20 protein-coding genes are annotated in these 24,082 nt (G+C 41.3%); 17 read left to right on the top strand and 3 right to left on the bottom strand.

Annotated features, from left to right (window positions below; translation table 11 throughout):
• Positions 1 to 153 precede the first annotated feature (153 nt).
• The gene (locus tag AC3WVG_RS01065) at positions 154 to 1,821 is read right to left on the bottom strand and encodes an ATP-binding protein (protein ID WP_488796323.1); all 1,668 of its coding nucleotides are present in this window, start codon (positions 1,819 to 1,821) and stop codon (positions 154 to 156) included.
• 697 nt (positions 1,822 to 2,518) lie between these two features.
• On the opposite strand from AC3WVG_RS01065, the gene AC3WVG_RS01060 reads away from it, so the two are divergent.
• From AC3WVG_RS01060 to AC3WVG_RS00990, 15 genes are all read left to right on the top strand, one after another.
• Positions 2,519 to 3,169: a lactate utilization protein gene (locus AC3WVG_RS01060; RefSeq protein WP_488796322.1), complete on the top strand. Its 651-nt coding sequence runs from the start codon at positions 2,519 to 2,521 to the stop codon at positions 3,167 to 3,169.
• Between the two features lie 3 nt (positions 3,170 to 3,172).
• Positions 3,173 to 6,640, top strand: a complete 3,468-nt coding sequence (dnaE, locus tag AC3WVG_RS01055) for a DNA polymerase III subunit alpha (protein ID WP_488796321.1) — start codon at positions 3,173 to 3,175, stop codon at positions 6,638 to 6,640.
• 96 nt (positions 6,641 to 6,736) lie between these two features.
• Positions 6,737 to 7,132, top strand: a complete 396-nt coding sequence (queD, locus tag AC3WVG_RS01050) for a 6-carboxytetrahydropterin synthase QueD (protein WP_488796320.1) — start codon at positions 6,737 to 6,739, stop codon at positions 7,130 to 7,132.
• Entirely contained in the window at positions 7,132 to 7,590 is a 459-nt protein-coding gene (gene dtd / locus AC3WVG_RS01045; protein ID WP_488796319.1) for a D-aminoacyl-tRNA deacylase, read from the top strand. Before queD ends, dtd begins: the two co-directional genes overlap by 1 nt.
• 125 nt (positions 7,591 to 7,715) lie before the next feature.
• Positions 7,716 to 8,852 (top strand): PP2C family protein-serine/threonine phosphatase, encoded by a 1,137-nt coding sequence (locus AC3WVG_RS01040; RefSeq protein ID WP_488796318.1) that lies wholly within the window; start codon positions 7,716 to 7,718, stop codon positions 8,850 to 8,852.
• A 24-nt stretch (positions 8,853 to 8,876) separates the two neighbouring features.
• Positions 8,877 to 9,308 carry an ATP-binding protein gene (locus AC3WVG_RS01035; RefSeq protein WP_488796317.1) on the top strand — a complete coding sequence of 144 codons (432 nt, stop codon included), beginning with the start codon at positions 8,877 to 8,879 and terminating at the stop codon, positions 9,306 to 9,308.
• Entirely contained in the window at positions 9,290 to 9,631 is a 342-nt protein-coding gene (locus tag AC3WVG_RS01030; RefSeq protein WP_488796316.1) for an STAS domain-containing protein, read from the top strand. Before AC3WVG_RS01035 ends, AC3WVG_RS01030 begins: the two co-directional genes overlap by 19 nt.
• A gap of 140 nt (positions 9,632 to 9,771) precedes the next feature.
• A complete protein-coding gene (locus tag AC3WVG_RS01025; RefSeq protein WP_488796315.1) occupies positions 9,772 to 10,884 on the top strand; it encodes a flagellar assembly protein A in 1,113 nt (370 codons plus the stop codon).
• A 35-nt stretch (positions 10,885 to 10,919) separates the two neighbouring features.
• The gene (locus tag AC3WVG_RS01020) at positions 10,920 to 11,678 is read left to right on the top strand and encodes a motility protein A (RefSeq protein WP_488796314.1); all 759 of its coding nucleotides are present in this window, start codon (positions 10,920 to 10,922) and stop codon (positions 11,676 to 11,678) included.
• Between the two features lie 71 nt (positions 11,679 to 11,749).
• Positions 11,750 to 12,478: an OmpA/MotB family protein gene (locus AC3WVG_RS01015; protein ID WP_252381340.1), complete on the top strand. Its 729-nt coding sequence runs from the start codon at positions 11,750 to 11,752 to the stop codon at positions 12,476 to 12,478.
• Between the two features lie 112 nt (positions 12,479 to 12,590).
• Positions 12,591 to 14,258, top strand: a complete 1,668-nt coding sequence (locus AC3WVG_RS01010) for a CgeB family protein (protein WP_488796313.1) — start codon at positions 12,591 to 12,593, stop codon at positions 14,256 to 14,258.
• A 28-nt stretch (positions 14,259 to 14,286) separates the two neighbouring features.
• Entirely contained in the window at positions 14,287 to 15,690 is a 1,404-nt protein-coding gene (locus AC3WVG_RS01005; protein WP_488796312.1) for a glycosyltransferase family 9 protein, read from the top strand.
• Positions 15,691 to 15,809: 119 nt separating this feature from the next.
• A complete protein-coding gene (locus AC3WVG_RS01000; RefSeq protein WP_488796311.1) occupies positions 15,810 to 17,429 on the top strand; it encodes a flagellar hook-length control protein FliK in 1,620 nt (539 codons plus the stop codon).
• A gap of 11 nt (positions 17,430 to 17,440) precedes the next feature.
• Positions 17,441 to 18,148, top strand: coding sequence for a flagellar hook assembly protein FlgD (locus tag AC3WVG_RS00995; RefSeq protein ID WP_488796310.1), 708 nt, complete (start codon positions 17,441 to 17,443; stop codon positions 18,146 to 18,148).
• 11 nt (positions 18,149 to 18,159) lie between these two features.
• Entirely contained in the window at positions 18,160 to 19,821 is a 1,662-nt protein-coding gene (locus AC3WVG_RS00990; protein ID WP_488796309.1) for a flagellar hook protein FlgE, read from the top strand.
• Between the two features lie 47 nt (positions 19,822 to 19,868).
• Here AC3WVG_RS00990 and AC3WVG_RS00985 read toward each other — a convergent pair whose 3' ends face one another.
• Positions 19,869 to 20,237: a flagellar protein FlaG gene (locus AC3WVG_RS00985; RefSeq protein ID WP_488796308.1), complete on the bottom strand. Its 369-nt coding sequence runs from the start codon at positions 20,235 to 20,237 to the stop codon at positions 19,869 to 19,871.
• 272 nt (positions 20,238 to 20,509) lie between these two features.
• Between AC3WVG_RS00985 and AC3WVG_RS00980 the strand changes: the two genes are divergently transcribed.
• The gene (locus AC3WVG_RS00980; protein WP_488796307.1) at positions 20,510 to 21,442 is read left to right on the top strand and encodes a flagellin N-terminal helical domain-containing protein; all 933 of its coding nucleotides are present in this window, start codon (positions 20,510 to 20,512) and stop codon (positions 21,440 to 21,442) included.
• 120 nt (positions 21,443 to 21,562) lie between these two features.
• Here the strand turns inward: AC3WVG_RS00980 and rnc are convergent, their stop codons facing one another.
• Positions 21,563 to 22,270 (bottom strand): ribonuclease III, encoded by a 708-nt coding sequence (gene rnc, locus AC3WVG_RS00975; protein ID WP_488796306.1) that lies wholly within the window; start codon positions 22,268 to 22,270, stop codon positions 21,563 to 21,565.
• Positions 22,271 to 22,624: 354 nt separating this feature from the next.
• On the opposite strand from rnc, the gene AC3WVG_RS00970 reads away from it, so the two are divergent.
• Positions 22,625 to 23,689 carry a phosphotransacetylase family protein gene (locus AC3WVG_RS00970; protein ID WP_488796305.1) on the top strand — a complete coding sequence of 355 codons (1,065 nt, stop codon included), beginning with the start codon at positions 22,625 to 22,627 and terminating at the stop codon, positions 23,687 to 23,689.
• Positions 23,690 to 24,082: the final 393 nt, after the last annotated feature.

Genomic DNA, 24,082 nt, shown 5'->3' with positions numbered 1-24,082 from the left:
GCTTCCCTAAGATGGGTTACCCAAGCCGTTTGTAATGCATTTCAGAAACCAAGACCTTCAATCAGCGGTTAAAATGGGGTTTGGCCACAGGCTTAAAAGCGGCTTGAAGTGTAAATATTTTTTGTTTCAAATTTTCTTTTAAATATTAAGCCCTCAGCTTTCAGTCTTAAAGGGTAGGGTAAAATAAAAAGTTGAACCCTGGCCAGGTGTAGATTCAGCCCAGATCCGGCCTCCAAGTAACGTGACGATTTTTTTACACAGAGCCAGTCCCAGACCGGTTCCTCCATGTTGGCGAGTATATGAGCCATCAACCTGAGTAAAGCGTTCAAAAATTAAATCCATTTTGTCCTTGGGAATGCCGCATCCGGTATCCCGGACAGCAAATAGGAGTGTTATTGAGTGCTCGTGAGTTAGCTCCTGGAGCCGGACAATGATTTTTATTTCTCCTTTGTCTGTAAATTTAATGGCATTCCCGACCAGGTTGACCAAGACCTGGCGCACTCTTGAAACATCTCCTATGAGTAAATCAGGAATACCCTGATCAATATGATAAGAGATGCGCAGCCCTTTTTTCTGAGCCTGATGCATGAATATGTCCAGAATAGAATCCAGGGTTTTTGTCAAAAAAAAGTTTTCTTCCTTTATTTCTAGCTTTCCGTATTTAATTAGAGACATATCCAGGAGATCGTCTATAAGTGTAGACAAGCCCTGGGCGGCTTTATAGGCGATATTCAGATTTTCTTTGGCCTCATCGTCAATTTTCGACAGGAGAACAAGCTCGGTCATACCCAGGATTGCATTCAAAGGGGTTCGCAATTCATGGCTTAAATTGGCCAGGAATTCATTTTTGACCTGGTTGGCTTCTTTGGCCTTTTTTTGGGCCAGGATAAGTTTTTTTTCGATATGTTTTCTTTCTTCGATTTCGTGTTTTAAGTCTTCATTGGTTTTGACAAGTTCACTGGTTCGTTCGGCAACTAATTGTTCCAGCTCTTCTTTATGTTTTATAAGCTCCTGTTCAGTCTTTTTTAGTTTTTGAAGGGATTTTTCTAGCTGGGTATTTTTCTTTTTAATTTGCGAATACAGCTCGTAAGATTCCAGCATGTGTGCGGAGCAAAACATAATTATGGATAAGAGAAGTTGTTTGACAGGATAAAAATCATCTTCACCTTTTAAAAGTCCTAGAAAGATCCCTCTGGTTCTAGATTTGGTAGCAAGGGCGTGGATGAGAAAGGTCTTATCTTGGTCCGGGGCAGAGACAACAACAGATTTTTGCTTAGTAATGGCCTGGAAAATAAATCGTTCCAGTATGAGACTATCCAAGACTTTTGTCCAAAAAGATTTTGATTTTTTCGGGGAAAAAAAGGCCGGAGCCAGGTCAGAATTGTCTTCGTTGATCAAAAAGAAGGATGTTGTTTCAAAGTGAAAATATTTTTTTATTTTGCTCTCGGTTTCTTGCAGGATTATAAGGGGAGATTCCAATTGGTTCAGGCTGGTTTCGAAGCTACCCAGGCTAACACCATCTTGAATGACCTGTTTTAATAACACAGATTCCTGGTCATGAGGGGAAATGTCCGGTCTGGTTAAAGAGAGGGACCGGGGCTGATATCTAACGGGAGGAAGAAGGTCTGTTAGACTAATTTCTTTTGGTGAAAAATCTTTTGGATCATGAACCAGAATTTTTTCTACGCCCCAGATGCTTAAAATGCGTAGGTGAGTAGGTTCTAAACGGGTGCCTTTAGATAATAAAAAACGACCGTTTGGGCTATAGACATCGTGGGCTAGAGGTAGGCCCCAAATATGTTTTTTTTTGATTTTATCCATAAATTTTTGTGATTCGGAGTTTTGATTCTTGTAATAACAACAATCTTAGTCCAAATTTACTTTGGAATAAATAAATTTATAACTGATTGGAATTTAATTACATAAATGCAAAATTCATAAAAAACAAGTCACGTGTTCATGGAGCTTACGCCAGCGTCAAACCGGCCAGTAAAAACCGTGGAAAAAAATGGGTGCATCCGAAGGCTGCATTTTGGTTGAGTAGTTGAGTAGGTAGGATGGTCAAAGGCATTTTTAGTAGATAAAAATCATTCTTTTTTATCAATAGGTTATAAATAAAAATGTGTATTTTTGACAAAAAAAATAGCTAAATTATGAGCCACGAATCACAGATTAACTCTAGCCTTTTGAGGCTAATTTTTATATCCGTTTTCCGGGTTTTGAATTATTGAGTCGCAAGTAGGGATGGTTCTCTGTGTTCACCCTGAATTTTGAGTTCAGAATGGAGTGCTTTCACCGTCTACCGACTTGGAACTCCCAACTGAAAAAACAGCTTGGTTAGGCACATTATATGTTTATAATTGAATCCTAATAAAATTTATATTTATCCAGCCGAAGGCTGGATTCAGAGTAACAGGTATGGATAAGTCATTCTGAGCACAAGGGAAAAGAATCTCTTGTGGTTGTTCCTTGTAGACGAATCTGATTTTTTCGATGTATTTCTGTACAGGGGGAGAAAATGAAAAAATTTCTAGAAAACTATTGGACCATTAAGCTGAATGAGGTCAAAGAAAATCTGGAGGCCAATAATTTTGAGGTGTTTTTAGCCAATAATGTACAGGAGGCCAGGGAGGTAGTACTGCAGAAAATTTTGCCTGCAACAAGTCCTGTTTCGGTATCCTGGGGAGGGTCCAGAACTTTTAAGCAGACTGGACTTTATGATGAATTAAAAAAAATGGAATTGAAGGTCATTGATACTTATGTCCCAGGCTTGTCAAAAGACGAAGCAATGGAACTAAGACGCAAGTCTCTCTTTGTTGATTTATATGTCACTGGAACAAATGCAATCACTGAAAATGGCGCCCTGGTGAACCTGGATATGATCGGAAACAGAGTAGGGGCCATCACTTTCGGACCTAAATTTGTTTTGGTTTTGGCCGGGAGAAATAAGATCGTGTCTGACTTTGAAGCTGCTGTAACTCGCATCAAGGAGTATGCTGCCCCGGCAAATGCTATGCGACTTGACAAAAAGACTCCGTGTACCAAAACCAGCTCTTGTCATGATTGCCAGAGCCCGGAACGAATTTGCAATGTTTGGACTATAACAGAGAAATCCTTTCCTAAAGGGCGGATAAAGATAGTTCTTATAAATGAGGATCTGGGAATCTAACAAATGTCCGGATTTGTTCATCTGCATTGTCATACAGAATATAGTCTCCTGGACGGGGCCATCAAAATAAAGGATCTCTGTGCCAGGGCCGTGGACTATGGCCTGCCTGCCGCAGCCATTACGGATCATGGCAATCTCTTCGGGGCTGTCATATTTTATACCACAGCCAGAGATTTTGGCTTAAATCCTATTATTGGTTGTGAAGTTTATGTGGCCCAGAATCATCAAGAAAAGGGTACGGAACGTTATCATTTGGTGCTTCTGGCCGAGAATAAAACAGGTTATCATAATCTTATCAAGATTGTAACCAAAGGCTGGCTAGACGGGTTTTATTATAAGCCGCGCGTGGATAAAGAGATTTTAAAAAAATATAGTGATGGACTTATTGCCCTGTCAGCCTGTTTGCAAGGAGAAGTTCAGTATAAACTACAAAAGGAGGGTTTTGAGGCCGGGCTCAACTCTGCCAGAGAATGTGCCCATATTTTTCCGGGCAGGTTTTATCTGGAAATGCAGGCAAACGGGATTAGAGAGCAGGAAGAAGTCAATGCAAAGCTCCAGGAAATGGCTCAAAAAACAGGTCTGCCTTTGGTGGCCACCAATGATTGTCATTATTTGACCAAAGATGATGTACAGGCCCATGATATTTTGCTCTGCATCCAGACCAATTCCAAGGTGGATGAGCCAAGCCGGATGCGTTTTAATACTGATGAACTTTATTTTAAATCCCCTGAGGAGATGGAAAGGGCATTTAAAGATTGTCCACAGGCCCTGGAAAATGTGCAGAAGATTGCCCAAAGATGCCAGGTAGAACTAGATCTGGGCAAACACTATTTCCCGGTTTACGCCTTGCCTGAAGGCATGACCCTGGAAGACGAGTTTGTCCGTCTGGCCCGTGAGGGGCTGAAACAAAGGTTAAAGGATTTGCCCTATTCGGTGGACGAGGAAAAGTACTGGCAGAGATTAGAACAAGAGCTGGAGATAATCTGTCAGAAGGGTTTTGCCGGCTACTTTTTGATCGTCCAGGATTTTATCAACTGGGCCAAAGCACAAGGTATACCCGTTGGACCAGGCAGAGGTTCGGCAGCAGGTAGTCTGGTGGCCTACGCCTTAAAAATCACCAACCTTGATCCCATCAAATACAAACTCCTTTTTGAGCGATTTTTAAATGTGGAGCGGACAAGCCTGCCGGATATTGACGTGGATTTTTGCTATGATCGGCGAGAAGAAGTTATCCGCTATGTAACTGAAAAATACGGCAAGGATAGCGTAGCCCAGATCACCACTTTCGGGACGATGAAAGCCAAGGCCGTGGTCAGGGACGTTGCTCGGGCAATGGGGCTTAGTTTGTCCTTGGCAGATAAAATCGCCAAGCTTATCCCCGATGAGCTGAAAATGACTATAGATAAGGCCCTGGAAAAGGAACCTGACTTAAAAAAGATGGTGGAGGAAGATGAACGTATAGCCAGACTCATGGATATCTGCCGGCGTTTGGAGGGACTGGCCAGACATGCTTCCACCCATGCTGCCGGAATTGTCATATCTGACAAGCCCATGGATGAATATCTTCCTCTGTACCGGGGGAAAAAGGGTGAAGTTGTTACCCAGTTTGATATGAAGCGCGTTGAAAAGGTGGGCCTGATCAAATTCGACTTTTTGGGCCTGAAGACCCTGACCGTGATCAGCGATACTTTAAAACTGGCCAGGCAGGGTGGAAAGCAAGTCCCGGATATGGATAAACTTCCCCTTGATGATGAGAAGACTTTCGAACTCCTTTGCGCTGGAGAGACAGACGGTGTGTTCCAGCTGGAAAGTTCCGGTATGCGCAAGGTGCTTACTGACTTAAAGCCAAACTGTTTTGAAGATATTATTGCTCTTTTGGCTCTGTATCGACCTGGACCTCTGGAAAGTGGTATGGTCAATGATTTTATTCGCCGCAAACATGGGCAGATTCCTGTAGAATATCCTCATGAGGCTTTGGAGCCGATTTTAAAGGAAACTTACGGGGTCATTCTCTATCAGGAACAGGTCATGCAGATAGCCGCTGTGCTGGCCAATTATTCTTTAGGAGATGGAGATATTTTACGTCGGGCCATGGGCAAAAAAGAGCCAGCAGTGATGGCCGCGCAAAGGACCAAATTTATGCAGGGCGCCCGTGAGAACAATGTTCCGGAAGAAGTAGCGGAGCATATTTTCGATTTGATGGAAAAATTTGCCGGGTATGGGTTCAATAAGTCTCACAGCGCTGCTTATGCTCTGATCTCTTATCAGACTGCCTATTTAAAAGCCCACTATCCGGTGGAGTTCATGGCGGCCCTAATTACTTCCGAAGTGAACAATACGGATAAAGTTATTACCCACATCAATGCCTGCCGGGATATGAACATAGAGGTCCTTCCTCCGGACATTAACCATAGCCACTATTATTTTAGTGTTGAGGGTGGCAAAATGCGTTTTGGACTGGCCGGAATAAAGAATGTGGGGCAAGGGGCTATTGAAGAGATTGTCAGGGAAAGAGAAGTTAATGGCCCTTATACCAGCTTGCTCGACTTTTGTGAACGGGTGAACCTTAGAAAAGTGACCAAAAGGGTCATTGAGATGCTCATTAAAAGCGGGGCCATGGACTGCCTTGGGTGTAGCCGGAATGGACTCCTCGCAGGCATGGAGAAAGTTGTGGCCAGGGCTCAGCAAAAAGCCAAACATAAGAGCAAAGGCCAACTATCATTTTTAAGTCTGGTCCAAAAAGACTCTGATTCAATCTCTGGTCTTGGACTGGATTGTCCGCAAAATAGTCTGGAAGAATTTTCAGATGAAGAGAAATTAAAAATGGAAAAAGAGGCCTTAGGGCTTTATCTTAGCGGACATCCTCTTCTTCCCTTTAAAGAAGAAATAAAAAGGCTGGGGATAAATGAATTGCAGCGTTGTCGTGAACTGTCGGCAGGAACAGAGGTTCATGTGGCCGTCATGGTCGTAGGCAAAAAGGAACATTTGAACAAAAAAGGCGAGAAGATGGCTTTTTGCCAGATCGAGGATTTAAGTGCCAGTGCCGAAGTGACCTTTTTTGCCGATGTCTACGCACAGTACAAAAGTCTTTTAGACAGTGAAGAGCCCTTGTTTCTAAAAGCTAAAATAAGTGCCTACGAGGGATTGCAAAACACCGAAAGCGATAGTGAAGACAATGATAGACCTAAGCAAATAAAACTTCTGGGCCAGGAGGTGCAGCTTTTACAAGATGCCATTAACAATGATCATCGTCCCATAAACATTACCATAGACATAGTTCAAAAAGGAGAAAATGGCGGAACCGGGGTGTGGACTGGGTTGAAGAAAATTATAGAGAAGTATCCCGGTCAGGTTCCGGTACAGCTCTCGCTGTTAGGCGAAGATTTTGAATGCAAATTGCAGCTTGGCCCTGAGTATGGAATAAGTCCCAATCAGAGATTTTGGACAGAACTTGAAAGGTTAAAAGGCTAAAAGGTAAATTTTGGTTATTACATATCATTGTTATTCAAACATTGCATGACCACAAACAACAATTAATAACAACTATAAATAAACTCTATTAAAAAAATGGGTACAACAAACTCAAAATGGTTTTTACGGGTGAGGTCGGAATTCAGTGCTTCTCATCAGTTAAGGCATTATGCTGGAAAATGTGAAGCGTTGCATGGACACAATTTCCAGGTAGAGGTGGAAGTGTGGGGAGAGCAGCTTGAGCCCCAAACCGGGATATTAATTGACTTTAAAGTGTTAAAAAAACATTTACAAACTGTCCTGGATAAACTTGACCACAAGCATCTAAATGATCTTGATGAGTTTAAAGAAAAAAATCCATCTTCCGAACTTCTAGCTAAGTTTATTTTTAGGCACATGAAGAGTCTTTTACCCAGTGACAAAGTTAAGCTTTCTTATGTTATGGTCGCAGAGAAAACTAGTTCCATGGCGTTTTACCGGGAGGATGAGTAATGCGCATCCTATTGCAGAGAGTAAAAAGAGCCATGGTGACTGTAGATGGTCAGACCGTAGCTGAAATAGATACAGGGATTCTGCTCTTTGTAGGTTTTACTCATCCGGATACAAAGCTCTGGCAGGATAAGGCCTGGGACAAGATTTTACAAAAAATTGTAAATCTCAGGATTTTTCCTGATAGTAAAGGTAAGCTAAATTTGAGTCTGACCGATATAGATGGTGAAATTCTTTTGGTATCTCAATTTACACTATTCGCCGATTGTCGTAAGGGAAGGCGACCGAATTTTACTCATGCTGCTCATCCAGTAGAGGCTGAGAAACTTTTTAATAAATTTAAAAATGATCTCCAAAGGTTATGGCCGAAAGTGCAGACAGGCGTTTTCGGAGCGGAAATGGATGTGCAATTGTGTAATTGGGGGCCTGTGACCATCTGGATAGATAGCGATGAGTTTTGAGTTCTTTCTTTACGGAATTCAGAATGACCTTAGAAGGCGTGAGGCATGATGCCTCACGTATTGTACAGTGGTGTCAATGGATGTGCATAGTCAAGAATAAAGATTTTAGTCCACTCTAAATAGTTATGGCCGAGACAATTAAAGCCCTTATTATTGATGATTCCAGTTTTTATCGAAGAATGTTGGTTAGCCTACTAAAAGGGAGGTTTGACTTTGTTGAAGCCAAGGATGGCGAAGAAGCCATCGATAAATATCTAAGCTTTTCTCCTGATATAATTTTATTGGACTTAAACATGCCTAAGATGAATGGGCTAGAAGTCATAGATTATATCCGAAATAAGGCCAATAACAATGATGTTTTTATCATAGTCTTGACCGGAGAAGAGTCACAGGAAGTTAAGATTAAGGCTTTGAATCTTGGGGCCAATGATTTTTTGACCAAGCCATTTTCTAAAGAAGAACTCATCGCCAGAATTGGAGTGGCTGAAAGGCAGGTTTATTTGTTATTCAGGTTGCACAAGGCGTACGAACGAATGGCCCAGGAACTAAATATGGTTGCTGATTTGCAAGAAAGACTTTTGCCAAGAAGCAATTTTTCTTTCCCCGGTGTTGATTTACAGTCTTTATACATCCCTTCGGGTATGGCCAGTGGTGACTATTTTGACTATTTTGCTGTCAAAAAGGATGTGCTGCGCTTTGTGGTGGCTGATGTTTCCGGACATGGGGCCAGAGCTGCTTATATAATGGCTATGGTCAGAACCTTATTTTATATGACTAAACAGCACTATACGTCTTTGAGTGAAAGCGTCCGTCTTATTAATGAACATTTATGCCAGGTATTAGGGGAGGAAGCCGATTTTATCACCTTGTTTGCCTGTGATTTGGATTTGGCACAAAAAAAGATTGAATATGTAAATGCAGGTCATTGCCCAGGGCTAGTAAAAGTCGATGGTCAGAAGATTTTGCGATTGGATGCTTATCTGCCAGTTTTAGGTTTTTTTCCTTTAGAAGTTGAAGCTAAGAAGATTGATTTCACTCAAGGCGTGGGCGTATTTTTGTTTACAGATGGATTTTATGAATGGGAGCTCTCTCCCAAAAATGTTTTTGGTTTGGATAGATTTTTGAGGTTGGTAGAGAATTTGCTCCAGTCCGAAAAGTTTTACCTGGAAGAAGTAAAGGATAAATTAGATTCTATACCAGTTCTTCCTCCTGTGTATCGCGATGATCTGACAGCTTTATGGGTAGAGACAAAGTCAGAGTAGTTTTTATATAAATAAAGCCTGAAAATGAAGATTACTCTTAAAACTACTGCAACACCGTATACAGTTCGGTTGGTGGTTAAGGCCGTGATGACTATTTTAGAAGAGCTAATTGAAAATGATCTCCTTTATGAATTGCAACTGGCCCTGACCGAGGCATGTAACAATATAGTTGTACATGCCTATGATGGAAAGGAAGGAGAGCTGGAGTTGAGATTGAAGGTTGTTCCTCTCGAATATATTCAATTTGAAGTTATAGACTGGGGTAAAGTTTTTAATAGCCCTAGTATCCTGTCAAGTTGTTCCCTTGTCTTGCCTAAAGAGGAGGCAACATCAGGGCGGGGTATTTTTATTATGCGAAAAGTGGCTGACAAGTTTGTTTATAAACGGGTTGATGGTAAGAATTTAATAATAATTCGTAAGTATATTCAGGAGGAAAAGTGGAAAGTTTACAAATAGACAAACAAGGTATGTTGTGCCTGATTAGTCTCCAGGGCGAACTTACCCTGGAGATTGTGGAAGAGGTTAAGGCTAAATTTGAAGATATTTTTGCTGATGACTGGGATGTCCTGGTCATTAATTTGGCTAAGATTAATTTTTTAGATAGTTCAGGCATTGGGCTCTTAGTAGCTACTAATAATAGAGCCAAGCATAGTGGTAAAAAATTTTATTTGCTTGCGCCATCTGAGCAGGTAATAAAGACCTTAAAGTTGGTTAATTTGCTGCATTTTTTTGATATTCTTGATAATGAAGATGATTTGATAACAGTTATGCCAGCCTAATAAAAGTTTAAAAGTTGAAGTTAAAAGTTAAGGGTCAATTTAACATTTTTTTGGGGAAGTATGTTTTCCTGCAGTATAAAATAGGTATTTTTTATCTGTTAAAATTTTATGTAAGAAGTTTATACTTTAACTACTAAGTTATGCCCTACTATTTACATCATTATTTTGATCCCTATTTTGATTATCAGAAATTAAAGCCTAAACAGTTGGAAAAAGGCAAGGTTGATTACTACAACTTGGGCTATGTCCAGAATGTCATAGCCGGTCAAGTTCTTGCTGAGTGGAAAGAGATAGATCCTGAAGATGTTGAACAATATGATCAGAATTTTATTTATGAGCAAAAAGAATTTCCTATTGGACCTAACTGTGCTGTAAATCCACAGAATGAAGATCAACTTATTGCTACGGCCAATGGCTATGTGTTTTATTACCAGGGCAAAATAGCGGTTAAAACAGTGCTTAATGTGCGCCGGGATGTGGATTTTCATACCGGCAATATTTATTTTGTAGGCGATATGATCGTCCATGGTTCAGTCCGTTCTGGCTTTGAGATCAGGGCCAATAATATCCGGGTAAAAAGGCTCGTTGAAGGGGCTAAAGTGGAAGCTGGTGGGTCAATGGTTATCGAGGAAGGGGTTAAAGGAAGTGGCCAGGCTCTGATCAAAGCCGGAGAAAATTTGCGTACCCCTTTTTGTGAAAAGGCCGAGCTGGTTGTGCAAGAAAAATTGATCATAGATGGTTTGTGTTTGCACAGTGTTTTATTTGCGGGGAAGTATGTAATGGTCAAAGGTAGGCTAATAGGCGGACATGTTTGTTCTTCCTCATTAGTTTATGCTGGAGAGCAACTAGGAGGAGGGATGGGGGCTAAGACCGTCCTCATTCTGGGTTATGATGCCTTGTTACTCAGAAAGGTTCGCCAGATTGAAGAAAGTATTTCTGATTTAAAAAAAGATATTTTTTTAGTGGAGAACCAGCTGCGTAGGGGTCCGGAATACGAAAAAGAATATGGTCCAAAACTTAGAATTTTAGAAGGAAAACTAAGAATTTTTACTAAGAAAAGAGAGGAGTTGTGGACAAGGATGGAGGGAAGCCTCAACCACAAGGCCAGGGTTATATGTCCCGGTGAGATTAGGCCTGGTGTGGAGATTAGTATTGGACCAGCTTATTATAAGGTAGATGATTTCTTACAAGATGTCTGTTTTTACTTTGAAGATGATGAGGTTAAATTAAAATCACCGGCGATGGATAACTAGTTGATAGTTGATGCTTAAGTACTAAGGGTTAAACTATGGATATAGGGACCTTAATCGGAATTCTATTGGGATTTGGCCTGATTATCGGCTCAATTATTTTGGGTGGAAGTCTGGGGGCGTTTATTGATGTTCCCTCTATTTTAATTGTTGTTTTTGGTACTGTAGCGGTTACCTTTATTATGTTCCCCATGGGCACAGTGTTCGGGGCTATTAAGGTTATGTTAAAGGCCTTTTTTGCCAAACCCCCGGATCCGAAGGCCATGATTAAAACTATTATTGATCTGGCTAATATTGCTCGCAGGGAAAGCTTAGTGGCTTTGGAAAAGGCCTCGGTTGAGGATCCCTTTTTAAAAAAGGGAGTACTTATGGCTGCTGACGGTACAGAGGAACAAACAGTACGGTCAGTTTTGGAAATTGAGATAGCCTTTATGAAGCAAAGACACCAGATGGGCCAGGAAATTTTTAAATCCATGGGCACTATGGCTCCGGCTTTTGGTATGATAGGAACCTTAATTGGTTTGGTTAATATGCTTCAGAGCCTAGATGATCCTTCTTCCATTGGCCCGGCCATGGCAGTGGCCCTTTTAACCACTTTTTATGGCGCGGTTTTGGCCAATGTTGTTTTTTTACCTATCGCTAAAAAACTTGAACAAAGAAGTGCAGAAGAAGTTTTGTTTATGGAGATAGCTGTTGAAGGAATCATTTCTATTTTGAACGGAGAAAATCCGCGCATTACTCAGGACAAATTAGAAGCCTTTCTGGCCCCTGCCTTGCGTGAGGGTAGTGATAGTTAGTTTTTAGAGGCAGTAAGTAGTGATTGGTTAAAGTTTGAGTTTTAACTAGTTGTTGGGAGTGATTACGTTTTATGCCCAGAAAGCAGGAAGAATGCAAATGTGAAGAAGGGTTGCCTGGTTGGTTAGCAACTTTTGCTGACCTTATGTCCCTGCTTTTGACTTTTTTTGTGCTTCTCTTATCCTTTGCCAATATGGACATACAAAAGTTTCAGGACATGTTAGGTTCTATTAAGGATGCCTTTGGTGTTCAGGTGCAAAGAAAGCAAGCTGATTATATAGCCTTTTCGCCCTCCCAATTTGAGCGTAAGGATATTTCTCTGGACCAAAATGCCCGATTGCTCTTGGGAATGGTCTTGCGAATCAAGGCCATGCTGGATGAAGATAGAGTTCTTAAAAAAAATGTGGATGTAACCCCCGACGATCAGGGGGTGCTTATACGGGTGAACAGCGGGCTTATGTTTGAGCCGGGGAGTGCCAAGCTTAAGCCAGAAGCAGCAAAGGTGTTGGAACGGGTGATCAAAATTTTAAAGGAGTACAATTTTGATCTTATAGTCCGCGGCCATACTGATGACCGGCCGGTTCGTTCAGGTAAATATCCGTCTAACTGGGAGCTTTCTGCAGCACGAGCAGCAGCAGCCTTGCGATATATAGTGGAAAAAGGCGGTATTAATCCTTCCAGGTTAAAAGCTGTTGGCTATGCTGACACCAGGCCTCTTGTGCCCAATAATTCCGAGAGTAATAGAGCCATAAATCGGCGAGTAGAGTTTTACTATCATCGACCCAAGGTTGAAGGATGGTAAGTCTAAAAAAGGATATGATATTAGGTGGCAAAGAGATAGAAAAAATTGTCTCGATTTATTAGGCTCTTTACTTTTGCCCTTTCGTCTAATCCCAACAAAAGCAACAAACTCAATGAACTCGACAAACCCAACAAACGCAACAGACTTTGACATTGTTGTTGATACTGGTGAGCAAAAGGTCTGCTTATTAGGGCCTTATGGATTTAAGCGGATGGAAGAAGAAGTCCGGCAGCTTGTAAAGCAAAAACAGGTGTTGCCTGTTTTGGTTGGCTCCGGCACAAAAGAAATTTTGCATACAATTTTAGAGTCTTGGTCCGGGCCTGTGGCAATTGTCGATAAAGAAGAAAAGATTCTGGTTCAGACTAAAGTTTTTGAGGAGTTTGGACAAAAAAAAAACATTTTTTGGGTACGCGAGCATAATGCTTCCAGAGCCTTAAAAAAATTGACCGCGTGGCAGATGGACCATGGCGGCCTCCCTTTTTACCCTCTGATAATACCTGCCTACTTACGTATTGATCCGAAATATTACAAACAAGTTGTGTCTTTTCTTAAAGCAAGCCAGCAATTTAATTTTTGGGAGAGAGTAAGATATAAAAAGTTTGCCAACGATCAGCCCAGGCTTCTGCTGATTACCAGCAAATATTTTTTAATGGGAGAAGTGATTGCGGCCTGTAAACGGCTTGGTATTCCCCATTATCTTTTGCAACTTGAGGACCAGAAGCTGGGGTGCGAAAAGTTTGTAAAGGATTTTTTACAAGCGGTTGTTGAATTTAAGCCTGATTTTGTTTTTACAATAAATCATCTGGGAGTTGATAGAGAGGGTATACTTGTTGAACTTTTAGAGAGGTTAGAATTACCTCTAGCTTCCTGGTTTGTAGATAATCCTCATTTGATTCTGTATATGTATAATAATCTGACCAGTCCATGGACGACTATATTTACATGGGATGCGGATAATATTGAGGAATTAAAGAGAAAGGGCTTTGAGCGTGTTTACTATTTGCCTCTGGCTTCTGATATTTTCCGTTTCAGGCCTGGGATAGCCAGCAAAGATAATCGTTGGCAAAGCGATATTTCTTTTGTTGGAAATTCAATGGTAGCCAAGGTGAGAAGTAAGTTAAAAAAGATAGCGTCTTTTCAAGGCCTGCTCAACGGATACCATAAGGTAGCAAGGGCTTTTCTGGAGAGTAAAAAGCGATCTGTGAATCTTTTATTAAAGTTAGAATTTCCGCACCTTTATAAAGAGTGGCAGAGATTGCCTGATATTGAAAAAAAACTTGAGTTCGAGGCCATGGTTACCTGGGAGGCAACGCGTATTTATCGTAAGCTATGCGTAAAGGAAATTCTGCCCTTTTCTCCTTTAATAGTCGGGGATAAGGGGTGGCAGGAAACATTTGGGAGCAATGACTGGCAATGGCATCCAGAACTTAATTATTACCATGATCTGCCCCAATTTTATCCCTGTTCTAAGATTAATTTTAACTGTACCAGTGCACAGATGAAAGGCGCAGTTAATCAAAGAGTTTTTGACGTGCCGGCTACCGGTTCTTTTTTGCTTACTGACTACCGCTATCAGATTGAAGATTTGTTCGTCCCTGAAAAGGAGGTTGTTTTTTATAGAGATGTTGGAGAAATTGGGGAAATGGTGAGGTTTTACCTGGCCAGGCCGGAAAAGAGAGAAAAGATTGCCAGGGCTGCTTATCTGCGAGTAAAAAAGGATCATACTTATGAAAAACGCATACAATTTCTTTGTGATAAAATGAAAGAAATATACAAATAGGATCAGGGGCTAAACTTTAAACTTGTTTATGGTTAAACCAATTTTAGTTTTACAGATGCAGCGCATGGGGGATTTGATTTTATCTTTCCCCCTTTTTTTATGGCTCTCCCGAACTTACCCCCATACTCCGGTATGGACTGTTGCCGAAGAGGATTTTTTTCAGGGTCTGATGCCGATTTCACCTCAGGTAGTATATATTCCGTGGAATAATTATTCTCATGTTTTAAAGAAAAAATATTCTCTGGTCATAAATTTAAGCCACAGAAAAGAGGCAGCATGGCTAGCCGGGCAGATAAAGGCTGACGAAAAAATCGGTCCTTATCTGGACAGGGATGGTTGCCAATATATTGCAGGAAAGTGGCAACTATACAGGGCGAGTCTCGTCCAAAGTAACAGGCATAATCGTTTTCATTGGGCAGACTTGAATGCCCTGGATGTGATTCCTTTTGATTTAATGCAAAGCACAATTTGGCCTGAGCCTAGGATATTACCTTCGAAGGAAAACAAGGTGGGTTTATTTTTAGGTGCCAGTGAGCGGAGTAAGCGCCCTTCAGCAAGGTTTTGGAGTCTTCTGGCTCGGAGGCTGATAGAGTATGGCCTCAGACCTGTATTTTTGGGCGGGAAGGCTGAGGTTGAACTGGCTAAAAAGGTCAAGTCTGACTTGGATGTCCGGGTCTTGGATTTGACCGGGCAACTCAGCCTGGACCAACTAGTCAGGATCGGCCAAACTTTGCAGCTCTTAGTTACTCCTGATACAGGCCCTATGCACCTGGCCGCATGGACAGGTTTAAGAGTACTAAATCTGTCCATGGGCCCTGTAAATCCGTGGGAAACAGGTCCGTATCAGCCAGGACATTTGGTGTTAAGAGCTAACTTAAGCTGTAGAGGATGTTGGACGTGCAAGTTTACTGAACCAAAATGTGGACAAAAATTTGATCCTCGGAAGATAGCTTTTCTGATTAAAGAAATTGTTTTCTACGAAACAAGCAGGCTGGGTAAAACCCGAATTAACGGTCTGGAATTATTTACTACCCAAAGGACGGGAACTCTTTATCATTTGCTGGCGATACACCAAAGATTCACCTTGTCAGACCTGTCTGGGCAGCTCTGGCGTTCTTTTTGGGGCTATCATTTTGGTTTGTGGGCCAGAGAGGAAGTCTTTTCTATTGCTAAAGAGATCAGAGCACAACACCCACTTTTTGCAAAGTCTTTTCAAGAAGGTCTGTTTTTAATATTAGATCAGATAAAAAGGGTAGTTAGAACAAGACAGATTCCTGAACCGGATTTCTGGTCCAACTCCCCTCCTATGCTCAGACCCTTGACCAGCTATATTCATCTCTTTTGGCAAAATACAAATTTTACTCCTGCCTCTTTAAAAAAGTCCTTGGATTTGGTGGAAGAGTTCTATTCGATGTTTGATGTTGGGTTCTAGGTGCTTGGGTAATGTTGTTCGAGTTAGTCCCTAGTTAATTTTTCCTGCCTTCCCCCGCATTTTCACTTTTCACTCAATTGGAACAGTAATTGAAGTCTTTGCCCTCAAGGAGGTCAGAGATGCAATTTTTTCCTCATATTTCCGCTTCAGAACAATCGTTTTTGTCTGGTATTCCGACAAAAGAGCTTCGAGGTCTAGGGCAAGGTTCTCAATTTGATCAAGTCTTTTCTTCCCTTGTATCTTCTGAAAATAATTGTGAAAGCTTAGCTCATTGCAGGGAGCAAACTTGTAGGGATGTTGAGCCAAGAAAGGATGATGCACAAAGGGGAGAGGATAAGAGAGTTTTTTGGTCTGACAAGCTGAGTGAGGAAGATTTTTCCTCTTTAAAAGATGTTTTGAAAAATTTTGGTGTAGAAAAGGAAAAAATTCAGGTCTTGGAGAAAAAGTTTCGGGAAAAGGGGCTGTCTTGGAAAGATGTAGTCCTTTGTCTGGGACTTGGTAGTTTGTTGACTAAGGATATTGGACACTTAAATGCAAATTTAAAAAGAGGATTAACTTCTTTTTTTCAGAAGATAAATTTCACTCCGCAAAAGAGTCAAGAACTGGTAGCTAAGCTTGAACAAAATAAAAAAATGGAAGTGTGGAAAGAAATTGCTGAAAAGCTCAAAGAAATGCCACAGGGGCGAAAGATATCTTTAACTAAGAATGAGATAAAAAGTCTTAAGGTGGCTTTTGGGGTAGAAAAAGACCAGTCTTTTTTATCTGGTTTTGCAAATAAAGAGTTAAGTTTGGGAGAATTAAAGAATTTATTGGCTGTAATAAAAAAAGAGGCAATGCGAACAGCACCTGAAATCAATGAAGATGTAATGCGGTCAGTCTCTGAGGAAAGAAAAGCGATAATGGTTGATGGCCAAAGTAAGGAAGTTTTGATGTTGAGGTCAATAAGGCAACTCGCCCAGAAGACAGAGAAGAAGGGTTTGAATAATGACCAAGGCAAAGAAGGCATAGAGAACAATACTTTGCTCAAGGCTAAGGACAATGGGGTACTACATCAAGGACGGCGTCACGAAGGCAAGTCACCTAATGTTAATAAAGAAAAGGAAAAAGAGAATAATGATGACCAGCGAAATTTCTTGGAACAACGTGTTAAAGTAAAAAACGGTAAAGATGCTCAAGGACAGTTTCACAAAGCAAATAATGTTCATGATGAAATAAATGTTTTTCAGGTGAAAAACGAGAGTGATTGGCAGACAAAATTTGGGGGTGGCAGGGAAAAGATATCGAGACAGGTAATGGAGCAAGTGCAAAACGGGGTGGTTCAAAATTTAGGTAACGGCCGGCGGCAGATTAGATTGCAATTAAGCCCACCTGATTTGGGACGGTTACATGTTGTTTTACAGGTCAAAAACAACGAGGTTAAGGCGCTTATCAAAACCACAAACCATGATGTCACTCAGATTGTTAGTGAAAATTTGAATCAATTGAAGACCAGTCTGGAACAGCAGGGGTTAAAAGTAGGAAAGTTAGAAGTGCAGACTCAGCTCCTTGATGGCCAGATGAGTACGCCCTGGCAGGGCTCTGACAAACATAATCAGGCTCAGGAGCATCTTCGTAAAGGAATAAACCTGGCCAGGTTACGGGGACTTAGTGAGAGCCAGGAAGAAAATTTGGCCCATGATGTGCAGAATATAGGGCATGGAGAAAATATTTCCCAGTCAGGGATAGATTTATTTGCCTAGCGAGGTAGAAAATGCAAACTAATGGTCTTGATTATTTGCTTGGCGGGTATGAGCGAGATTTCACTGGTCAGACTAGCAAAACTGGTGATGCCGCTCCTATGGGTAAGGATGAGTTTTTAAAACTTTTAGTTACCCAATTAGAGCACCAGGATCCATTGAATCCCATGGATGATCGTGAATTTACAGCCCAACTGGCACAGTTTTCCAGCTTGGAGCAATTGACTAGTATTTCTGAAGGTATCAAGAGCCTAAATGAAGATAGGGCCAGGCAGGAAATGCTTGGTGCGGTGAGTTTTATCGGCAAGGAAGTGCGTGCAAGTGGTGATAGTTTGAGTAAAGAAGGCAATAATGTTTCTACCGTGTACTATCATTTTGATGATGTGGCTTCAAAGGTATACATCAATATTTTTGACTCCTTTGGAAACCTTGTGCGCTCGGAAAACTTAGGCTCAAGGCAGCCGGGTGATTATGAGTTTGTCTGGGACGGTAAAACTTATACTGGCAGTTATGCCCCTGATGGTGTTTATTCAGTGAGCATTGCCGCAGAGGGTATCAATGGTCAACCAGTATTGGTTGACACTGAGGTCAGTGGCAAGGTGGCTGGCGTACAAAATCTGAATGGACAATCATACCTGCGCTTAGAAGATGGGCGACAGGTTAACTTTGTAGATGTTAAAGAGATTGTTAACCCTAGTAGCGATGATAGCCAGAATAGCTAGGAGGTTTGAATATGGGACTTTCAGCAGCATTATATTCAGGAACCAGCGGGCTTAGGGCTCATGGAGAGGCCATGTCTGTTATAGGCAATAATATTTCCAATGTGAGCACAATCGGTTTCAAAGGGTCTAGAATGCATTTCGAAGATGCCCTGAATCAGGAAATTACTACTGCAGTTGGAGTAGGACAGGTTGGTAGGGGGGTGGCTATAGGTACTGTTATGACAGATTTTGCTCAAGGTTCTCTGGAAACTACCACAGAGTCCACTGATTTGGCCATAGGTGGCAATGGATTCTTCATTGTTTCCCCAAAGGATGAAGAAACGCAATACTATACCCGGGCAGGAAATTTTCGTTTTGATAAAGATGGTTACCTGGTAGATCCCCACGGTTATGTGGTCCAGGGCTGGGAAGTGCTTCAGGAAGATACGTCAGCAGCAGCTACAGTTGAGCAGGCAGCTAGTCAGACTACTAGTATAAAGACAAAAGGAGTGCCCACTGATATTCGCTTGGAGAATTTTCAGTCTCCTCCTCAGCCTACATCTCGAGTTAGTATGGTTGTCAATCTGGATTCACAAAGTGAAGATAGGTCAACAGATACTAAGGATCCGTTTTTTGCCATGTTTAAAAAATGGAATGCTAATGCCAGCGTTCCTATTGGAGACACGGCTTATGCATATCAAAGTACTATTAAGGTTTATGATGAAAACGGCACATCACATAATTTAACAGTTTATTTTGATCCGGTCAGGGAAGATATTGCTGATACGGGAGGTAAACAGTATTGGGAATTTATGGTTACTGTTCCTCCGAGTGAAGATAACAGATCCTTTTGGAGTAGTAGCGTGACCAATACTGATAAAAAGGGAGTGTTAATGATAGGTTCCTTGACATTTAATACCGCCGGAGAAGTAGAAAATATGAGCGCGTTCACGTTGAATAACAACAACGTGACTCTTTCTAACCCCAGCAACCTAGATGAGTGGGAACCCGCTTTGTTTTCACAAAATGGATACCCCATATGCACGGCTAATTTTTTGGCTGCAACAAGTGCGGATTTTACTGATGAGACTAATGCCAAGAATATTGAGATAAATTTTGGCATTCGCAATAAGGATTTAAGCGATCCGGACGGTACCGGCCCTAAATATCCTGGTTGGTATGACCCTGATACCACCAATTACACTGACCCCAGCGAAATTGGCACAGATCAGACAAGATTAATTAGTTTTTTAGACCCTGAATACGGTGCTCTCTCGACAACTACCTATAGTACCGGTTCGACAACATTGTATCAATCTCAGGATGGCTATACGGCCGGATTTTTACAAAATATTAGTGTGGACCGTGACGGGGTGATAACGGGAAGATACTCTAATGGACAGATTTTACCGCTCTATGTTCTTACTCTTGCTGATTTTAACAATAAATATGCCTTGCATCGTGAAGGGGGCAATTTATTCTCACAGACGAGAGAATCCGGTCCTCCTTTGACGGGTTTGCCCGGTACAGGAGGAAAAGGTACAATAGCCTCAAATTCTCTGGAACAATCTAATGTTGATCTGGCGAAGGAATTTGTAAAGATGATTACAACTGAGAAAGGATTTCAGGCTAATAGTAAGACCATAACTACAACCGACCAAATGCTTTCCGTGCTTATTCAGCTAAAACGATAATCAATTCGTTTCTAAACAAAAAGCCCCGCTTAGCGGGGCTTTTTGTTTTATAGTGAGCGGTTTATAAATACTCCAACCATTTTTTCAATTGACGCGGCCAGGTTAAGCAGTTCATCTGGTGGAATTTTACGGATGATTTTATTGGTTTCCGGATTCACCACATCTACCTGTAACCTGTTGGTTTCCTTGTGGATATGAAATTTAAGTTTAACACCTAATGAATTGATATAATCTTCTATGGACCTGGCAAGGTTTTCTATTTTTTCAAATTCGTTTTTTGGGAGTTTATCAGTCTTCTCCCTGTTTCTGTTTATACTTTTTTCTATATTCTGTCCGTGAGAGTCAACTTTCTGCGGGTCCGGACGATAGTTGCTCATATCCTGATTATTAAGATTCAGTGTATCTTGGACTTTCATTTTTTTCTCTCCACATTTTTCTCTTCTTCCCTATCCTTATCGGAACTATTTTTAAAAACTTTAGCCTACTGTTGAGACTAACTAAAATTTCTATTTTAATCTTTTGGCTAACTTAAGTTGGTGCCTATGTGATTTACTAGGAAAAAATTGACAGTTTTTTTTTATAACCGGAAAAATTTGCTTGTTTTGATTTTGTAACATGCTGAAATGTTAGTATAAATTATTAATGGTACCTTGTTTGAAAGATAATAAAAAAAATAGGAGGTAAAGCTATGTCTTTGGTTGTCAATCATAACCTTATGGCCATGAATGCGTCTAGAAATTTGAGCATGGCCTATGGTCGACTGGGCACGTCCACGCGTCGTTTGTCCTCGGGGCTTAGAGTTAGCACTGCTGCTGATGATGCAGCAGGTCTGGCAATTCGCGAACTTATGCGGTCAGATATATCCGCTCTGCAGCAGGGAGTCAGAAATGCCAATGACGCTATTTCGCTGATCCAAACGGCTGACGGCGCATTACAGGTCATTGATGAAAAGCTTATTCGCATGAAAGAACTGGCAGAACAGGCTGCCACCGGAACCTACACTTCAGATCAGCGTTTGATAATTGACTCTGAATATCAGGCCATGGCGTCAGAGATTACTCGTATTGCCAATGCAACGGACTTTAATGGTATCTATCTATTGAATGGTAATTTGTCCGGTGCAGGCGGAGATCAATCAGCCTGGATCGATTCTTATAATGGTAGTGGCTTGGACAGTGTAGGACCTCTGCATGTTCATTTCGGAACAGGTAATGATTCAGCAGAAGATTATTACTATATTGCGATTGGCGGCGCCACTGCCTCTGCGTTTGGATTGGGCAATAATGCAGACACGTCCAGGTCAGACTATGTTGGCGGAGCTTCTATTTCCACACAGAGTTTGGCTCAGCAGGCCTTGGAGGGCATCAAACAGGCAATTGTGTCAAAAGACCATATTCGGGCCAGTCTAGGTGCTTTGCAAAACCGACTTGAGGCAACGATAAGCAATTTGACTATCCAGGCCGAAAACATGCAGGCAGCAGAGTCTCGCATTTCTGACGTAGATGTGGCCACAGAGATGACAGAATTTGTTCGGAATCAGATTCTGACTCAATCGGCAGTGGCAATGCTTGCCCAGGCCAATTCTCTGCCAAGGATGGCAATGCAACTCATTCAAGGGTAATGGCTATATATCATAATAGGCGGATTGGGAGTAAGCAGTATGAAGGAGAGAGTTCTTTAAAAGAACACTTTTTATGAGTTCCTGCTCGTTACTGCTTACTCCCAACTGCCTATTAAAACTTCATAGCCTTTCTTGGAGAAATTTAAGTCCTAGTTGGGCAGCCTTTTGTTCTGCTTTTTTCACACTGGTGCCCGTGGCTTTTAGGTTGGTCCCATCAGGAAGGCTGACCTGGACAAGATAGATTTTTGCATGTTCCGGGCCTTGGCTATCAACCAGGGTATAAACAGGGCGTTGCTTGAAAATTTTTTGGGTTAATTCTTGAAGTCTGGTTTTGTAATCCTTTGTGATTTTTTTGAGAGATATTTTTTTGGGCCAAAAAGGGCTAAAAATTTTATTTATGCTGGTCTTGACCTGTTCATAGCCTCCATCCAGAAATATGGCCCCAAAGATAGCTTCTAATGTGTCACTAAGCACCGAGTCCCTGTCTTTACCGCCCTGCATTTCCTCACCTTTTCCTAATAAAATATATTGGCCAAGCTTTAAAGATCTGGCTATTTGTGCTAGTGATACTTCATTGACCATACTTGCTCTAGCTTTGGTCAATTCTCCCTCTGATGCCATGGGAAATTGTTCATAGAGGGCTTTGGAGATACATAATTCAAGTACTGCGTCTCCTAAAAACTCCAATCGTTCATTGTTTTCCAGGCCATGTTCATTGGCAAATGAGCTGTGAGTCAAGGCCTGGCGGAGTAAAGCTTTATCATTGAATTGGTAAAAAATGAGTTTTTCCAGGTTGTTAATTTCGTGAGCAGAGAGAAAGTTTTTCATCCAGGTTATCTCCTGATTAAAGTTTAGGGCATTGAGTTTAAAAGTCAGAATTCAGAACTTTTAAAGAGGGGGCTAGCAGGGGATAAATTTTCGGTCAATCCCAACCAATTAATTCCCAAACTTTTCACCCCCCAACCCTCTTTACAATACATTTACATTGGTTTGGAATTATGTTTTAATAAATAAACTATGCTACTTCAACTAATGGTATCCTTTAGCGGATTCCTTTTACCGGCCAATTTGGCCCTTTCGCCAATAATCAGGTGAAATCTGGCCTAGTCGATTAATTTAATCTTTTTACCATGAATGAACACGAGAAATTTTAAAAAACTTTAAACTTTCCAGGAGGATAAAATGGTTGGAGTTTATATTGGCTCAACTGCAGGATATTCTGGCAAAAATATGATCGCTATGACATTAGGTCTTAGATTCCAAAAAGACGGATACAAGGTAGGGTATATGAAGCCCGTTGGAGCCATGCCTAAAGAAATAGATGGTAAGCTTGTTGACGAGGATGCTTTTTTTGTCCAGGAAATATTGGGCCTTTCCGAAGATGCAGAAAAAGTTACTCCGGTGGTTGTAAATCAAGATTTCAAAGTAAAAGCCTTCAAAGGTGAATATGAAAATTTAATGGATAAGATCCAGCAGAATTATGCAGAATTGAGTCAAGATAAAGATGTGATGATTGTGTCCGGTTCAGGAAGTATGTATTCTGGAAAATACTGCAGTGTTGATGGGGTTAGGGTGGTCAAGACTTTAGGCCTGAAATCATTGGTCATAGACCGTTATACCAAAGAGCTTAATTATGACTACCTGCTCGCTCTGAAAGAGACCTTGGGCGATCAAATGATCGGTGCAATTTTAAATGATATTCCAGACCATTTTATGGATGAACTGAACAACATGCTTGTGCCTTGTCTAGAGCGTAATGGTGTAAAGATTTTGGGTGTCATTCCCCACGATTCTCTTATGGGCGCAATAAAAGTAGCAGACCTGGCCGAGCGTCTGGGAGGAAGGATCATAGCTGGCTCAGATAAGGCAGACCGGGTCGTAGAGAGCTTCCTTATAGGTACCATGCAGGTAGAAAACTTTATGACCCATTTTAAGCGCCATAAGAATTCTGCGGTTATTGTTGGTGGAGATAGGTCAGACGTCCAACTGGTGGCTCTTGAAGGTAAATGTCAGTGTTTGATTTTAACCGGCAACCTTTATCCTAATGATATAATCATGAGTCGGGCCGAGGTATTGGAAGTGCCTATTGTTATAGTCCGCGATGATACTTATACTGTGGCCAAGAAAATGGAAAACATCCTTTCCAGGCATAAATTGAGGGATGTAATCAAGATTCAACACGGTGCACAGTTAGTTAATTCTGTACTTGACTATAATTATATTAAAGAGTCAATCGGCCTGAGTTAGTTGTAAGTCCTGTAAGGCAGAAAATTAAAGTCTAAAAAAAGGCACCTCTTTGGTGCCTTTTTTAATGTCTTGAAGATGGAAAGATTTATATAGAGCCTGTGGCCGAACCTCTTTATCAACTTAACTTCTATGGTTTATTCTAGTCTTGGTTTCTTTCATGCTGGGACAAAGACTAGGACTCATCTAAAACTTGCTTGCGGACAGAGCATAATGGGATACTTTGGGTAAACAAATATTCTTTTTATTATCGATAGTTATGGTCAACATCGCAAAGTGTTTAGCCCTTTCATCCCGATGCTCTGTTTTTCCGCAAGCTTCGTCAAGTTGGGTTACCCAAGCCGTTTGTAATGCATTCCATAAACCAAGACTTTCAATCGGCGGTTAAAATGGGGT

It is taken from the genome of Desulfovulcanus sp., from assembly GCF_982781345.1.
This window is presented reverse-complemented; position numbering and strand designations above follow the sequence as displayed.